Source organism: Paracoccus aerodenitrificans, assembly GCF_027913215.1.
GTDB lineage: Bacteria > Pseudomonadota > Alphaproteobacteria > Rhodobacterales > Rhodobacteraceae > Paracoccus > Paracoccus aerodenitrificans.
Genome location: NZ_CP115784.1, coordinates 2,703,369 through 2,718,791, shown reverse-complemented (window position 1 = coordinate 2,718,791; position 15,423 = coordinate 2,703,369). Strand labels below are relative to the sequence as shown.

General features: G+C 58.4%; 16 protein-coding genes. 9 read left to right on the top strand and 7 right to left on the bottom strand.

Annotated features, from left to right (window positions below; translation table 11 throughout):
- Positions 1-310: 310 nt before the first annotated feature.
- The 3 genes from PAE61_RS14690 to PAE61_RS14680 all read right to left on the bottom strand — a co-directional run bounded on the left by PAE61_RS14690 (position 311) and on the right by PAE61_RS14680 (position 2,675).
- Positions 311-748, bottom strand: a complete 438-nt coding sequence (locus tag PAE61_RS14690; RefSeq protein ID WP_271113118.1) for a type II toxin-antitoxin system VapC family toxin — start codon at positions 746-748, stop codon at positions 311-313.
- The gene (locus tag PAE61_RS14685) at positions 745-966 is read right to left on the bottom strand and encodes a type II toxin-antitoxin system Phd/YefM family antitoxin (protein WP_271113117.1); all 222 of its coding nucleotides are present in this window, start codon (positions 964-966) and stop codon (positions 745-747) included. Before PAE61_RS14685 ends, PAE61_RS14690 begins: the two co-directional genes overlap by 4 nt.
- 518 nt (positions 967-1,484) lie before the next feature.
- Entirely contained in the window at positions 1,485-2,675 is a 1,191-nt protein-coding gene (locus tag PAE61_RS14680) for an IS701 family transposase (protein ID WP_271113116.1), read from the bottom strand.
- 129 nt (positions 2,676-2,804) lie between these two features.
- Between PAE61_RS14680 and PAE61_RS14675 the strand changes: the two genes are divergently transcribed.
- Positions 2,805-3,562, top strand: a protein-coding gene (locus tag PAE61_RS14675) for an IS5 family transposase (RefSeq protein ID WP_271112270.1) whose coding sequence is annotated in 2 segments (ribosomal slippage) — positions 2,805-3,141 and positions 3,141-3,562 — 759 coding nt in all. Because the reading frame shifts where the segments join, the coding sequence is not laid out codon by codon here.
- A 19-nt stretch (positions 3,563-3,581) separates the two neighbouring features.
- Here the strand turns inward: PAE61_RS14675 and PAE61_RS14670 are convergent.
- The 3 genes from PAE61_RS14670 to hpaR all read right to left on the bottom strand — a co-directional run bounded on the left by PAE61_RS14670 (position 3,582) and on the right by hpaR (position 5,375).
- Positions 3,582-4,067, bottom strand: a complete 486-nt coding sequence (locus PAE61_RS14670; protein ID WP_271113115.1) for a MarR family transcriptional regulator — start codon at positions 4,065-4,067, stop codon at positions 3,582-3,584.
- Positions 4,057-4,527, bottom strand: coding sequence for a hypothetical protein (locus tag PAE61_RS14665; RefSeq protein ID WP_271113114.1), 471 nt, complete (start codon positions 4,525-4,527; stop codon positions 4,057-4,059). The genes PAE61_RS14670 and PAE61_RS14665 overlap by 11 nt, the downstream gene beginning before the upstream one ends.
- 389 nt (positions 4,528-4,916) lie before the next feature.
- A complete protein-coding gene (hpaR, locus tag PAE61_RS14660; RefSeq protein ID WP_271113113.1) occupies positions 4,917-5,375 on the bottom strand; it encodes a homoprotocatechuate degradation operon regulator HpaR in 459 nt (152 codons plus the stop codon).
- Between the two features lie 179 nt (positions 5,376-5,554).
- Between hpaR and PAE61_RS14655 the strand changes: the two genes are divergently transcribed.
- The 8 genes from PAE61_RS14655 to PAE61_RS14620 all read left to right on the top strand — a co-directional run bounded on the left by PAE61_RS14655 (position 5,555) and on the right by PAE61_RS14620 (position 14,171).
- Entirely contained in the window at positions 5,555-5,944 is a 390-nt protein-coding gene (locus PAE61_RS14655) for a 5-carboxymethyl-2-hydroxymuconate isomerase (protein ID WP_271113112.1), read from the top strand.
- A 12-nt stretch (positions 5,945-5,956) separates the two neighbouring features.
- Positions 5,957-7,468: a 5-carboxymethyl-2-hydroxymuconate semialdehyde dehydrogenase gene (gene hpaE / locus PAE61_RS14650; RefSeq protein ID WP_271113111.1), complete on the top strand. Its 1,512-nt coding sequence runs from the start codon at positions 5,957-5,959 to the stop codon at positions 7,466-7,468.
- A gap of 38 nt (positions 7,469-7,506) precedes the next feature.
- Positions 7,507-8,487, top strand: coding sequence for a 3,4-dihydroxyphenylacetate 2,3-dioxygenase (gene hpaD, locus PAE61_RS14645; protein WP_271113110.1), 981 nt, complete (start codon positions 7,507-7,509; stop codon positions 8,485-8,487).
- Positions 8,488-8,497: 10 nt separating this feature from the next.
- Positions 8,498-9,946 carry an NADP-dependent succinate-semialdehyde dehydrogenase gene (gene gabD, locus PAE61_RS14640; RefSeq protein WP_271113109.1) on the top strand — a complete coding sequence of 483 codons (1,449 nt, stop codon included), beginning with the start codon at positions 8,498-8,500 and terminating at the stop codon, positions 9,944-9,946.
- Between the two features lie 12 nt (positions 9,947-9,958).
- Positions 9,959-10,834 carry a fumarylacetoacetate hydrolase family protein gene (locus PAE61_RS14635; RefSeq protein WP_271113108.1) on the top strand — a complete coding sequence of 292 codons (876 nt, stop codon included), beginning with the start codon at positions 9,959-9,961 and terminating at the stop codon, positions 10,832-10,834.
- A complete protein-coding gene (gene hpaH / locus PAE61_RS14630) occupies positions 10,831-11,634 on the top strand; it encodes a 2-oxo-hept-4-ene-1,7-dioate hydratase (RefSeq protein WP_271113107.1) in 804 nt (267 codons plus the stop codon). The genes PAE61_RS14635 and hpaH overlap by 4 nt, the downstream gene beginning before the upstream one ends.
- 7 nt (positions 11,635-11,641) lie before the next feature.
- The gene (locus PAE61_RS14625) at positions 11,642-12,400 is read left to right on the top strand and encodes an HpcH/HpaI aldolase family protein (protein ID WP_271113106.1); all 759 of its coding nucleotides are present in this window, start codon (positions 11,642-11,644) and stop codon (positions 12,398-12,400) included.
- A 97-nt stretch (positions 12,401-12,497) separates the two neighbouring features.
- Positions 12,498-14,171 (top strand): FAD-dependent oxidoreductase, encoded by a 1,674-nt coding sequence (locus tag PAE61_RS14620; RefSeq protein WP_271113105.1) that lies wholly within the window; start codon positions 12,498-12,500, stop codon positions 14,169-14,171.
- 30 nt (positions 14,172-14,201) lie between these two features.
- Here the strand turns inward: PAE61_RS14620 and PAE61_RS14615 are convergent, their stop codons facing one another.
- The gene (locus tag PAE61_RS14615; protein WP_271113104.1) at positions 14,202-15,344 is read right to left on the bottom strand and encodes an MFS transporter; all 1,143 of its coding nucleotides are present in this window, start codon (positions 15,342-15,344) and stop codon (positions 14,202-14,204) included.
- Positions 15,345-15,423 lie beyond the last annotated feature (79 nt).

Genomic DNA, 15,423 nt, shown 5'->3' with positions numbered 1-15,423 from the left:
CAGCCTGTTTCTGATCTGGTGACGCCCTGATATCCATCCGGGCCGATTTCGCGTCTTCGGAGCGTTTCGAGCGTTTGCGTGCTACAAGAGCGTTGCCTGACATGACGCTGCGTTCCCTTCAAGAACCAGGCTAAACGATGACACTGACCTCAGCAAGGGTAATTCTGTCCGGACGGAATCCGGACAGACGTCGCACCGGCAAGCCGCCACGATGAGGGAGGGACACCCTCCCTTCAAACCCGCCCGATAGGAAGGAGCGAGGTCGCAGTTGGCATAAGAGGGGGAACTTCTGACGAAGAGGTCGTTGGCGCTAAAGTTGAACAGCGGGATCATCAGGCGGTGAAATATCCCAAAACCGTCCCTTCCAGCCCGGCTGTTCCTTCAGATCATCGAATGCTGTGTCCTTCGAGATCAGCGGACAACCCAACCCGATTGCTGTAGCGGCAATCATTCTGTCAAATGGATCACGATGAGCCCAATGCATCGCCCCTGCCAGGAAAGCGATCTCGGCAGTATAGGGGGCCTGTTCGCTGCCCTGGGATCGCCAAAGCTCCAGCAGTCTGCCGATCACCGGATCAAGCTCGCGCCATTTCCCGAGGCGATGTTTCTGCGTGATTTCATAGAAAGAGATCGGCGCGACATAAACCGCATCGGCGGCTTCCATCATGGTCCTGGCCGACGCACTCAACTCAGACGACTTGAACAGGCTCCAGACGAAAGCATGTGTGTCGAGAAGGACGGCGGTCATTCCCAGTCCTGAAGCTCGCCTTCGGTCATTGGCGCAAGGAAATCGGGAACGCGGCTGACCAGCCCATCACCAACTCCGATCCGGATGACCGGTCGGCCAACCGGGACCAGTCGCGCCACGGGATGGCCCCCGCGCGCGATCACGACCTCCTGCCCGCCTTCCGCCGCAGCGATCAACTCGGACAGCTTGGCCTTCGCCTCGGCAATGTTCATCTGCATCGCGCTTCTCCATGAAATAGTCCTGGATTTAGACCAAGATCACCTTGGATGGTGCCCAAGAGATTGTCAAGCTCTTGAGTGCGCCTGGCCGGATTGCAGCGTTAAAGGCCACCGTCGTATTCCTTCCAGTTCCATGGAAAATAGCAACGACTGATCGACTTTCTACGAAAAGCGCTCCGTCTTAACCTGTTTGTTCTGCAAGGTCCTTGGGGCCGCTTACCCTTTCTGGCGCAGAAATGTGTCCCTAAACCATGTGAGTCACGCCCGCGCATGTCGGTCTACGTGATCACTAGCGGAGATCTCGGCCGATATGGCTCCGCCATTTGCCAACATGACCTAGTACTACAGTTGCGCATTGATGCGCAACTTCCGATGTGCGATGGCAGCGATCGCTTGATGTTCTCGTCGCCATCGTGACCAGTCCCAGACAAAGGCGACGGTCAATATCGGGCGCAGCAGGAGGCGGGCGATCAGGTAGCGAATTTCCGCTGTGGTCAACGTGTTTCGGAGCCGTTTGACTATGCTGCTGCCGGTTGGCTCCGCGGACTCGTTTTGTTCGGTTTGCTGAAGGCCGTGCGGCGCTGATCAGCGCTGAGGCGTGCGAGGAGCGCGGCGGCGGCCATCACCAGGCTCATATGTCGATGCCAACCGTGCCAAGAGCGCGCCTCGCAATGATCGAGCCCGAGATCATCTTTGGCGCGCAGGAAGCATTCCTCGATGGTCCAGCGCAGTCCGGCGGCGGCGGCCAGTTCCGGCAGTGTTGCATCGGTGTGGGCATAAGCCAGGTAATACGCAATGTTCTCCGGGTCACGCAGGCTTCGACGAGCCAGCAACCACCGGGAAAAACCTTCTGCGGCCGTATAGTTGAGCGGCACCCTGGTCCAGTCATGCAGCCTGTGCCCCTTGGTGCCTTCGCCTGCGCTGAGCGCCTGCCAATCCTCGGGCGACAACTCTGCGATCATTGTCGCGGGGTCGGTCTGAACCAGGTGCCATTCATCAAGAAACCGCAGGTGGTGTGTCGAGCGCACGGCCAGAACATAGGGCTGGTCCCGCGCCTCCAGCATCCTGCGGAACCGGAAATCGGACCCGTAGACCGCATCGGCCAGTACGAAAGCACAAGGCGTTCCCTCGTCCAGCAGGTTTGCTATCATGTCGCAGGCCATAGCGGGCTTAGTGGCGAAAGACATCTCTTTGGGCACATGCGCCTTGGCACGGCGGTCAGGATCATCGGCCCAGGCCTTGGGAAGATAAAGCCGTCGATCGATCAACGCATGGCCCCAGCGGCTGGCATAGCTTGCGAACACACCGATCTGGCAGTTCTCGATCCGCCCTGCGGTGCCGGAATACTGCCGTGCAACGCCGGCGGAGTGTGTACCCTTCTTCAGAAATCCAGTCTCATCCACGACCAGTACACCATCCGGATCGCCAAGCGCCTCAATCGCATACCTCCGAACCCGCTCGCAGAGCGTATCTGCTGACCAGGAGGATCGGCCCAGCAAAGACTGAATCCGATAGGGCCGCGCCAACCCAGCTTCTTCCGCCAGCATCCAGCCCGTCTTGCGTTCCGCTCCAGACAGCAGGCCATCAAGAAACACGCCCGCGGAGGCGCGTTGCTCAGAACGTTTGAACGCAGGGGCGATGAGCTCCTTCAAACCGGCAAGCGCATGCGACCAATCTGAAACACTGCCCGCCCAATCCGCAACAGACATGACAATCCCTCCCAATCCCAGAGAAAGATGAACCAGAAACGCAAGGCAAATGCAACTGTAGTACTAGGCTCCAGACCCATTGATTTCGGGCTGTTTGCGTGATTCAGGCTCTGCAAGGAGACCTGATTTATGAGCAACCTTTTCTGGCTGACTGACGCGCAGATGGAGCGTCTGAAACCCTATTTCCCGAAATCCCACGGCAAGCCACGCGTTGACGACCGGCGTGTGCTGAGCGGCATAATATTCATCAATCGTAATGGCTTGCGATGGTGCGACGCGCCGACGGACTACGGCCCCGCCAAGACGCTCTACAACCGCTGGAAGCGCTGGAGCGAGAACGGGACCTTCGCCCGGATCATGGTGGGCCTCGCCGCCGAGAGCGCCGAACACAATACGATCATGATCGACGCGACCTATCTGAAAGCGCACCGCACGGCCTCGAGCCTGCGGATCAAAAAAGGGGGCGCGGGCGCCAGATCGGGCGAACGAAAGGCGGCATGAACACGAAACTGCACGCCGTCACCGACGCGAAGGGCCGCCCGATAGGGTTCTTCATGTCCGCCGGACAAGTCAGTGATTACACCGGGGCAGCGGCACTTCTGAACAGCCTGCCGGAGGCGGATTGGCTGCTGGCCGATCGGGGCTATGATGCCGACTGGTTCAGAGATGCCTTGAAAAACAAGGGGATAAAGGTTTGCATCCCGGGTCGGAAGTCGCGCAAGAAACCCGTCAAATACGACAAGCGGCGATACAAACGCCGCAACCGCATCGAAATCATGTTCGGCCGACTCAAGGATTGGAGGCGCGTCGCCACCCGATACGACCGTTGCCCCGAGACCTTCTTCTCTGCAATCCTGCTCGCCGCGACCGTCATCTTCTGGTTATGATCAAGAACGAGTCCTGAGCCTAAGGCACTACAGGATTGTTTATTTCAGACAGTTCACGCAGCAGCTGTAGAAGCTGTTCATAGCGATCAACCCCGAAATCTCGCGCGATCCCGGAGTGTATTTCTGTTGCCTCATCTACAAGTGGAAGCATCGCTTTGTGCCCGGTTGACGTCAACTCGACGATGCTAGCCCTTGCATCGGACCGGCTTGCCTTTCGGCTAACAAGTCCACGGCTTTCAAGGGACCTAAGAATGCGGGAAATGCTGACTTTGTGGATACAAGCATGCGCAGAAATCTCAATTGATGTGATAGGGCCAATATCAAACAGAATGCGCAACACTCGCCACTGCTGTTCAGACAGATCTTCGCGACGTAAAAGCTCTCGAAAGCGTGAGACGATTGCTTCGCGCCCTCTTGTACATGCTATCGCCAAAGACCGATCGACATATTTCATGCCAACTAGGTCAAGCGTGGATGGATTCGCCAACAACTTTTCATCTTTCATCCCGAGAGCCTTCCAGAATACATATTCCTGCATAGTCGTTCAGGGCCGAATTCACAAATGAGCGTGCTATGGCGTGGTCATAAGAATGATGTTCAGTTAGAATGCTGTGTCCAGCACGTTTCTTAATTAGTAGCGTCCGGTGTCGGCGCGTTAGCGAGGCCTTGTGGTCTTCGTCACTTGTATTTTCTCCCTCATCGCCTCGTATTGACGCGCCCAATTCGGTTGCGAGTTCACGTAATAGCTTTCGCAAGAAGCTGTTTTCATCATCGAAATCGCGCGGCGCATTGACCGACACACGACCGCTTCTCCACCTAAGGGCAGATCCCCAGGAGTTCAAATCTTCGATCCAGATTTCTGCGTCACCGGGCGTGATTGTTGTTCCAATCTGTTCTCCCGTTTCCGGATTTGTCACCGTATGGGTGGTTTCTTGAGACAACCGTACGAGCGGGTGATTATCCACGGCGAGCTGCCATTCTTGGAACGTGATCTCGTGGGCATGTTTGCGTTCGAGATGGATCTCATACCCATAACTTAGCTCCTACGCGCCATTCGGCTCTTCAGTTTTGGCCACCGAACCTGCCGTGAAATGCCACGGCATTAGCTCATTAATGTAGTTGATCTTGTGATCCAGGAGGCGGTCGAGAACCCATGTGAGCCAACCGAAATACCCGCCGCCCGCGTTTGCGTACAGATCGAACGCTTCTCGTCATCCGACCAAAACGGCTTCTTTGACCCTTCTTGATCGCCATCGAGTACCCCACGATGTCCACTATCGATAGTTGACACTATCAGCACTCTCTATCAGCCGTCAGAGCAGCCAAACCGGACGGACATCTTAATTGCTTATTTTCAGTTATTTAAAGTGTTATATAGGAACTCGATCTCATCGAGCAGTGCGGTGATGCGCTCGGGACCCACAAGGTTTTCGATTTCTGCATAGATAGCGGCGCTCTGGGGAGAGACTGCGTTGATGAAGCTATGTCCGGCGTCGGTCAGGGCTATTTTGGCGCGACGACCATCACTGGGGTCGCGGCGGGTTTCAACAAAGCCACGATCCTGCAACGCGCGAAGAATTCGTGTCAGCGAAGGTGGCAGTACGCAAGCCATCCGTGCCAGAGCCGAAGCATCTGCTATGTCTACTTCTCTTAGTACCCGCAGGACTCGCCATTGTTGTTCGGTGACATTTTGCGCGTTTAGCATGGGGCGAAAGCGTTCCATTACAGCTTCACGAGCCATCAGCAGAGCCATTGGGAGGCTGCGCCGCGTTTTAGCGAACTCGAAGCCGTCGCGGAGAGATGTGTCATTCATGCAGTTGTCGCTTCCCGAGATAGTTTCTGAACATGTTACAGATTGCGGGAAATGGCAAGGAATATGGGTTAGATGGATAGAACCCGGCTGTTTAGATAGCCGGTTTGAGTACAGCTCCAATCCAGCCTTGACACGAATCAATATATTTCACATGTTAAGTAAATAGAGGGGGGAGGCTGATGCCACATCTGAGGATCGAATATTCGCGCGGGCTTGAGGGGCGGGCTGACATTCCCGCCCTCTGCCGGACGCTGCACCGGGCCATGAACGAGGCCGGAATCTTTCCTCAGGCGGGCATCCGCATCCGCGCCTATGCCGCCGATCATGCGATCGTGGCCGACGGCCTGCCGGAAAACGACTTTGCCGCGCTGACGCTGATCGTCGGCGCAGGCCGCAGCAAGGATGCGCTGGCCCGCGCCGGTCAGCAGATCATGGCCGCCGCCGAAGCCGCGCTGGCCCGGCCGCTGGCGACGCCGCATTTCGCCCTCTCGCTGGAAATCCGGGTCGCCGATCCGGATCTCAGCTGGAAGAACACCCCCATCCATGCCCGCCTGTCGGGCAAAGGCTGAAAGGAACACCGCATGACCAAGCTCAGCGATAATATCGCCCGCGCGCAGGACTACATGGCGCGCTTTGCGAAAGAGGGGGTGATGAACCGCATCGGCGGCCAGACCGTGCCCGCGCAATCGGGCGAGACGTTCCAGACCATCTCGCCCGTCGATCTGAAGCCGCTGGCGCAGGTCGCCAAGGGCGGGGCCGCCGATATCGACGCCGCCGTCGCTGCCGCGCAAAAGGCATTCGCGACATGGGGCCGGATGCCCGGTGCCGAACGGCGCAAGATCCTGCATCAGGTGGCCGACGCCATCGAGGCGCGGGCCGAGGAAATCGCGTTCACCGAATGCATGGATACCGGGCAGGTGCTGCGCTTCATGTCCAAGGCGGCGCTGCGCGGGGCGGATAATTTCCGCTTCTTCGCGGACAAGGCGCCTCAGGCCGAGGACGGGCAGGCGCTGCGCACGGCGAACCAGATGAATGTCACCTCGCGCCGCCCCATCGGGCCGGTCGGTGTCATCACGCCGTGGAACACGCCCTTCATGCTGTCCACATGGAAGATCGCGCCGGCCCTGGCCGCGGGCTGCACCGTGGTTCACAAACCGGCCGAATTCTCGCCCATGACCGCCCGCCTGCTGGTCGAGATCGCCGAGGATGCCGGGCTGCCGCCGGGGGTTCTGAACCTCGTGAACGGCATGGGCGAGGATGCGGGCAAGGCCCTGACCGAACATCCCGGCATCAAGGCCATCGCCTTTGTCGGCGAAAGCCGCACCGGCAGCATGATCATGGCGCAGGGCGCAAAGACGCTGAAGCGGGTGCATTTCGAACTGGGCGGCAAGAACCCGGTCATTGTTTTCGACGATGCCGATCTGGACCGCGCCGTCGATGCCGCCACCTTCATGATCTATTCGCTGAATGGCGAACGCTGCACCTCGTCCTCTCGGCTGCTGGTGCAGGACAGCATCTATGACGATTTCACCGCCCGCGTGGCCGAGGTCGCGAACCGCATCAAGGTCGGCCATCCGCTGGACCCCGACACCGTGGTCGGCCCGCTGATCCACCCCGAACACGAGGCGAAGGTGCTGTCCTATTTCGACCGCGCCCGCGAACAGGGCGCCACCATCGCCGCCGGCGGCGAGAAGGTCGGCGAGGAGGGCTGCTTCGTCCGCCCGACGCTGTTCACCGGCGCGACGAACGACATGGCCATCGCGCAAGAGGAAATCTTTGGCCCGGTCCTGACCGCCATCCCCTTCCGCGACGAAGAGGACGCGCTGTCCATCGCCAATGACGTGGATTACGGTCTGGCCGCCTATCTGTGGACCAACGATCTGAACCGCGCCATGCGCATGACCGACCGGCTTGAGGCCGGGATGATGTGGGTCAATTCCGAAAATGTCCGCCACCTGCCGACGCCCTTCGGCGGCGTCAAGGCCAGCGGCATCGGGCGCGACGGGGGCGAATGGTCATTCGATTTCTACATGGAAACCGTCAATGTCAGCTTCCCGCGTCAGCTGCACAAGGTTCCGAAACTGGGCGGCTGACCCGCGCCGCGCCACCCATCTTTTCAGGAGGAGAAACCATGCCCATTCCGGCCCCGAACCTGTATCCGCCCTTCAACGTCATCCGTCTGTCCCATGTCGTTTTCGGCGTGAAAGATCTTGCCGCCAGCCGTGCCTTCTATGTCGATACGCTGGGCCTGCAGGTCACCGACGAGGATGACGACCACATCTTCCTGCGCGCGATGGAGGAACGCGGCCATCACTGCATGGTGCTGCGCAAATCCGATGAATCGAATGTCCGCAGCCTTGCCTTCAAGGTCTTTGACGAGGGCGAGTTGGACAAGGCCCATGACTGGTTCAAGGGTCAGGGGCACAAGGTCGAATGGGTCGAGCGCGCCTATCAGGGCCGTACTTTGCGCACCCATGACTGTTTCGGCATGCCGATCGAGTTCTATTTCAGGATGGACCGCCTGCCGCCTATCCATCAGAAATACGCGCTGTACAAGGGCGTCAAGCCGCTGCGCATCGACCATTTCAACTGCTTTGCCACCGATGTCGACACGGCGGTCGATTTCTACAACCAGATCGGGTTCCGCGTGACGGAATATACCGAGGATGAGGAAACCGGCCGTCTGTGGGCGGCATGGACCCATCGCAAGGGCGGCGTGCATGACATTGCCTTCACCAATGGCACCGGCCCGCGCCTGCACCACACCGCCTTCTGGGTGCCGACACCGCTGAACATCATCGACCTGTGCGATCTGATGGCGACGACCGGCTATGTCGGCAGCATCGAACGCGGCCCGGGACGGCACGGGATTTCCAACGCCTTCTTCCTGTATGTCCTCGACCCCGACGGCCACCGGATCGAGATATATTGCTCGGACTATCAGACCGTGGACCCGGATCTCGAGGCGATCAAATGGGACCTGAAGGACCCGCAGCGACAGACCCTGTGGGGGGCGCCCGCGCCGCGGTCGTGGTTCGAACATGGTTCGCTGTTCCAGGGGGTCGCACCCAGCGAAAGCGGGCTGAAGGCCAGCCCGATCATCGCGCCGTAAAGGGGGGATCATGCCAAAGGATTGCAACCTTCTGCGTCAGGCGGCATTGATCGGGGACAAATGGATTGCCGCAGATGCCAATGGTATCGCGGTGAACAACCCGGCCTCTGGCGCGGTCATCGGCCACGTTCCCAGACTGGGGGCCAGCGAAACCCGGGCAGCCATTGCCGCGGCCGGAAAGGCGCAGCCTGCATGGGCGGCCCTGACCGCGAAAGAGCGCGCGGTCATCCTGCGGCGGTGGTACGACCTGGTCGTAGCGCATGCCGACGATCTGGCCCGCATCCTGACGCTGGAACAGGGCAAGCCGCTGGCCGAGGCAACGGGCGAGATACTATACGGTGCCAGTTTCATCGAATGGTTCGCCGAAGAAGCGCGGCGCATCTATGGAGAAACGATCCCCGGCCATCAGCCAGACAAGCGGCTGATGGTCATCCGGCAGCCGATCGGCGTCGTTGCCGCAATCACGCCATGGAACTTTCCCAACGCGATGGTGACCCGCAAGGTCGGGCCCGCACTGGCCGCAGGCTGTGCGATCGTGCTGAAGCCAGCTTCACAAACGCCGTTTTCGGCGCTTGCCCTGGCCGTTCTGGCCGAACGGGCGGGCCTTCCGAAAGGGCTGTTTTCGGTTGTCACAGGCTCGGCCCGCGCGATCGGGGCCGAGATGACGGCAAGCCCCGCCGTGCGCAAACTGACCTTCACAGGTTCGACCGAGGTAGGGGTCGAACTCATGCGGCAATCTGCGGGCACGGTGAAGAAACTGAGCCTTGAGCTGGGCGGCAATGCCCCCTTTATCGTCTTTGACGACGCCGACCTCGACGCGGCGGTCGAAGGGGCCATAATCGCCAAGTTCCGCAATAACGGACAAACCTGTGTCTGTGCCAACCGCATCTACGTGCAGTCATCGGTCCATGATGCCTTTGCCGAAAAGCTGGCCTCGGCGGTGGCCTCGCTGAAAGTCGGCGACGGGATGGAGGCGGGAACTGTCTTCGGTCCGCTGATCGATGCCGCCGCAGTCGCAAAAGTGCAGGAACATATAGAAGACGCCGTAAGCAATGGGGCGCAGTTGGTTCTGGGTGGCCAACCGCATGCTCTGGGCGGAAACTACTTTGAACCCACTATTCTGACAGGCGTCAGCCAGTCGATGGCCGTTGCCCGCGAAGAAACCTTCGGCCCCTTGGCCCCCCTGTTCCGCTTTGATCACGAGGCGGATGTCGTCGCCATGGCCAACGATACCGAATTCGGGCTAGCCTCGTATTTCTATACCCGGGACCTGTCCCGTACTTGGCGGGTCGGCGAGGCGCTGGAATATGGCATGGTCGGCATCAATACCGGATTGATTTCAACCGCCGAGGCGCCATTCGGTGGGATCAAGCTGTCGGGACTGGGCCGCGAAGGGTCGCGGCATGGGATCGAGGAGTTTCTGGAGCTGAAATATCTCTGCTTCGGCGGAATTAACTAGGAGAAAGCCCGCATGACCCGTCCGATCCCCGCCCGCATCGCCGCCTTTCGCGCCAATGGCGCAGACCGCTATGGCGTCGTGACCGATGACGGCATCATCGACCTGACGCCGGAATTCGGCACCCGCTTTGCCGGCCTGCAACAGGTGGTCGAGGCCGGCGCGCTGGAACAGGTGATCGCCGCAGCAAAGGGCCGCCCGCCCACATTCCGCAGCGATCAGGTGGAATTCCTGATCCCCATTGCCGCGCCGGAAAAGCTGATCTGCATCGGGGTGAACTTTCCCGACCGCAATGCCGAATACAAGGACGGGCAAGAGGCTCCGCCCCGCCCCTCGATGTTCATCCGCTTTCCGCGCAGCTTCACCGGCCATGGCCAGAACCTGATCCGCCCGCCGGAAAGTCCGCAGCTTGATTATGAAGGCGAGGTGGTGATCGTGATCGGCAAATCCGGACGCCGCATCGCGCGCGAGGATGCCTATGACCACATCGCCGCGCTGAGCCTGTGCAACGAAGGCACCATCCGCGACTGGGTGCGCCATGCCAAATTCAACGTCACGCAGGGCAAGAACTGGGATGCCTCGGGCGCGATCGGGCCGTGGCTGGTGCCGTTCCGCGAGGCGGGACAGCTTGACGACATCGAACTGACCACCCGCGTCAACGGAGAGATCCGCCAGCAGGACCGCACCAGCCGGATGATGTTCGATTTCCGCTATATCGTGAACTACGTCTCGACCTTCTGCACGCTGGTGCCGGGCGATGTGATCGTCTGCGGCACGCCGACCGGGGCGGGGGCGCGCTTCGATCCTCCGCGCTGGCTGGTGCCGGGCGATGTGATCGAGATCGAGGCCGAAGGCATCGGCATCCTGCGCAACGGGGTGGCCGACGAATGAGCCTTGATCCCGAAGCCATCGACACCGCCGCCGCCGATCTGCTGGAGGCCGAGGCCACGCGCCGCCAGATCGGCCTTCTGTCGCAGCGCCATCCGGGCATCACGCTGGACGATGCCTATGCGATCCAGTCCGCGCAGATGGCGCGGAAGCTGGCGCAGGGCCGCCGGATCATCGGCTGGAAGATCGGGCTGACCTCGAAGGCGATGCAGGATGCGCTTGGCATCGACACGCCGGATTCGGGCGTGCTGTATGACGACATGGATTTCGCCGATGGCGCGACGGTGCCCGCGGGCCGTTTCATCCAGCCCCGGATCGAGGCCGAGATCGCCTTTATCATGAAGGCCCCGCTGACGGGCGATGTGACCCGCGATCAGGTGCTGGCCGCGACCGAGGCCGTCGCGCCCGCCATCGAGATCCTCGACACCCGCGTCATGCGCAGCGATCCCGCCACCGGCCAGCCGCGCCGCATCTTTGACACCGTGGCCGACAATGCCGCCAATGCGGGTATCGTGCTGGGTCCGCAGCGCCATGCCCCGGGCAGCGTCGATCTGCGGTGGGTCGGCGCCATCGTCAAGCGCGATGCGCAGGTGGTGGCCACCGGCCTTGGCGCGGCGGTGCTGGACGATCCGGTCACCGGCATGGTCTGGCTGTCGCGCCGCATGGGCCAGTATGGCCAGCGGATCGAGGCCGGGCAAGTCGTATTGTCCGGGTCCTTTATCGGCCCGGTCGAATGCCCCTCTGGCACCGAAATTCGTGCCGATTACCGGGGGTTTGGACAGGTTTCCATAAATTTTGAATGAGGTTCCCATGCCCGCCCCTGAAAACCGTTTCAAGAAGCGCCTGAAATCGGGCGACACCCAGATCGGATTGTGGGTCGCGCTTGGCGACCCATCGGCGGCAGAACTGGCCGCCCGGACCGGCTTTGACTGGCTGGTGATCGATGGCGAACACGGCCCCAACGGGTTGCGCGACGTATTGGCCCAGCTTCGCGCGGTGGGCAGCGCCAGCCATCCGGTGGTGCGCGTGCGCGACGACAATCGCGCAGTGATCAAGCAGATGCTGGATATAGGTGCGCAGACGATCCTGATCCCGATGATCGAAAGCGGCGAACAGGCGCGGCAGGCGGTGCGTTCAGTGTTATATCCGCCAAATGGTGTGCGAGGCATCGGAGCGGCGCTCGCCCGGGCCTCCGGTTATGGTGCGGTCACAGATTATCTTAAAAGCGCAAATGACCAAATCTGCCTGTTGCTGCAGATCGAAAGTCGTCTGGGCATCGAGTCATTAGACGAAATCCTGGCCGTTGAAGGTGTCGATGGCATCTTTATAGGTCCTGCCGACCTAGCGGCCGATATGGGCTATCTTGGCCAACCGGAAGCACCCGAGGTTCAAGAGGTCGTCCTTGATGCCTTGAGCCGTATCCGCGCGGCGGGCCGGGCCGCAGGCATTCTGACATCTGCTCAGAGCCTGGCGCATAAATATGCCGATATTGGGATCGAGTTTCTGGCCGTTGGAAGCGATGTGGGTGTTTTGGGCGCGGGATTGCGCCGGTTGCGGGGAGGTTTCTAAGGGACGCTATCCTATCTCCGAAGGAAATAAAAACCTACCAGACAATTTTAGGATGCTTGGCTTCCTGCTTCGCGCATGCAGGATCATGGAGGGAACAATGAACAAGCTGGACTACGATGTAATTATAGCTGGTGCCGGTCCCGTCGGCCTTGTACTCGCACTCGAACTCGCTGCAAAAGGCGTCAGAGTTTTCATTGCTGAGCAACGAGAAGAAGGCTTCATGCCTACTGTGCGTTGCAATCACATATCTTCGCGAAGCATGGAAAGCTTCAGGCGGCTCGGTCTTTCGAATATTATCAGAAATTCTGGCTTGCCGGGGGATTATGAGCAAAGCGTCTCTTACAGGACCACAACGACGGGTACAGAGTTGACGCGCATTCGGATCCCGTCGCGAAATGACCGTTTTACGGAACGCGATGACGGTCCGGACGGAAACTGGCCAACCCCGGAACCGCCGCACCGGATGAATCAGATTTTCCTCGAACCGATTCTTGTAGAAGCTGCACAAAGAAATGCTGACATCACGCTATGCTACGGATCGGAACTGGTTGGGTTTGATCAGGAAACCTATGGTGTTTCGGCAGAACTTCGTGATGCTCACGGTGTACAAACCATTAAATCTTCTTTTTTGGTTGGCTGTGACGGTGGCCGCTCCCTCGTCAGAAAGTCAATTGGCGCAACGCTCAGCGGGGATCCCGTCCTTCAGAGAGTACAGTCTACGTATATTCGGGCTCCGCAGCTCATTGAGCAGATGAAGCATGATCCGACTTGGGCAATGTTTTCATTGAACCCAAAGCGGACAGGAAACGTTTACGCGATCGATGGAAAAGAGCGCTGGCTTGTTCACAACTATCTTCGCGACAATGAGCCAGAATTCGACAGTGTGGATCGGGATTCCTGTATCCGCGCCATACTGGGTGTTGATGAAGCTTTTGAATACGAGGTTCTTGCCAATGAAGACTGGATTGGTCGCAGACTAGTGACAGATAAGATGCGGGATGGTCGAGTATTCATCTGTGGTGACGCGGCGCATCTCTGGGTACCCTATGCCGGCTATGGTATGAATGCCGGCATCGCGGATGCTGCTGATCTTTCCTGGCTTCTTGCATCGGTCGTTAGCGGATGGGGAGGAGAAGGCATGCTTGCGGCCTATGAGGCAGAGCGACTGCCCATAACAGAACAGGTCAGCCAATATGCCATGAACCATTGCATTGCGATGGCGAAGCAACGGAGCTCAGTACCAGATCAGATTGAAGATCAGACGGTTGCTGGCGAGCTCGCGCGTAAAAAAATGGGGCGCGAAGCCTATGATCTGAATGTTCAGCAATATGTGTGCGCGGGACTAAATTTCGGGTATTTTTACGATCAATCTCCGATTATCACTCCCAGTGACGTCAACCCTCCCGCCTATTCCATGAGCGAGTTTACTCCATCAAGCGTTCCGGGATGTAGGGTACCGCATTTCTGGCTGTCTGAAAGCACCTCGCTCTTCGACAGGTTGGGGCCAGGCTATACACTGCTGCGGACGGACACCAAGGTTGAGGTGAAACCACTGCTGAACGCTGCGGAGATGATGGGTGTACCACTGGAGTGCCTGGATATTGATCCACCGGAACAGGTGGCTGACCAATATCCAACGCCACTCATTATCGTCAGGCCAGATCATCATGTCGCCTGGCGCGGCGAGGCGATTGACAGAAAGGCTGCTGAAAAATTACTTTCTATCATATCAGGAAGATTTTTCGATGACTTTGAAAATAGAGCAAAATGAACTTCGTCCATAAAAAAATTAAAAATTTGCTCAGGTTCGTTTATAAATTAGAGATATTGCAGAAATCAATCCGACTGTAACAATTCCAGCAGTAATAAAGACAACACCATACCAACCATCACCCTCCCAAAACAATCCTCCGATTGCACCAATAAGGCTGCCCCCTTGATAATACGCAAAAAGGTAAAGAGAAGCGGCGAGGGCTTTGCTCGATTTTGCATGCAGGCTAACCCAACCGCTGGAAATACTATGGCTCGCAAACATCCCAAACGTGAGCACGGACAGCCCTAATAGCACTGTCCCGATCTGCTCTGGTAGGGTCAGGATTATTCCGGAAACCATGATAGCAATGCTGATCCAGAGCACATGATTATGGCCAAACCTTGATGCGAGCGAGCCGCCGACGCTGGCACCGATGCTGCCGAATACATAGAGCAGGAAGATCAGGCCAACCTCTGATTGTGACAGTTCAAAAGGTGCCGCGATCAGACGATAGCTTACATAGTTATAGATCGTCACGAAACCGCTCATCACAGCAAAGCCGATGAAGAAAAGGCGAAGTAGCAGGCGGTCTTTAATGATGGTTTTGAAATCACTCGCCAAACTGTGCCAGCCTGGCTGACGCGGCAAGAAATATCGAGAGTCCGGCAGCGCCACCCAAAAATATACGGTCGCGGCTAGGCCAAGAACCCCCATAAACCCTACTGCCACTTCCCAGCCAAAGTGATCCGCTATTACAGCCGAAACCATTCGGCCTGCCATTCCGCCTAAGGCGCTGCCCCCGATGAACAATCCGAGCGTTGAACCAAAGCTGGTTGGTTCAACTTCTTCCGCGAGATAGGCCATGGCGACTGACTGTACGCCGCACAACGAGACCCCCATCAGCAGGCGACTCGACAAGATTGCATTCCATGATGGAGCAAATGCCATCAGTATTGTCAGTATCGATGACGAAAGAAGCGATAGCGTCATGAGCCGTTTTCGCCCGACTTTATCCGAGATTGCGCTGACGATCAGAAGCGAAAATGCCATGACTCCTGTCGTGAGTGAAAGGGAAAAACTGCTTTGTGTTGGCGATACATTTAATTCCGAAGAAAATACCGGAAAGAGTGACTGGATATAGTATAGCAAGCCAAAAGTGGTAAAACCTGACGCGAACAATGCGCGTCTCATAATCCTGAATCCTGGCATGCCAGGCCGCAGTTTTCCGCGAGAACCTATAGTATAGGAAACAGGTGACCTATATCCATCT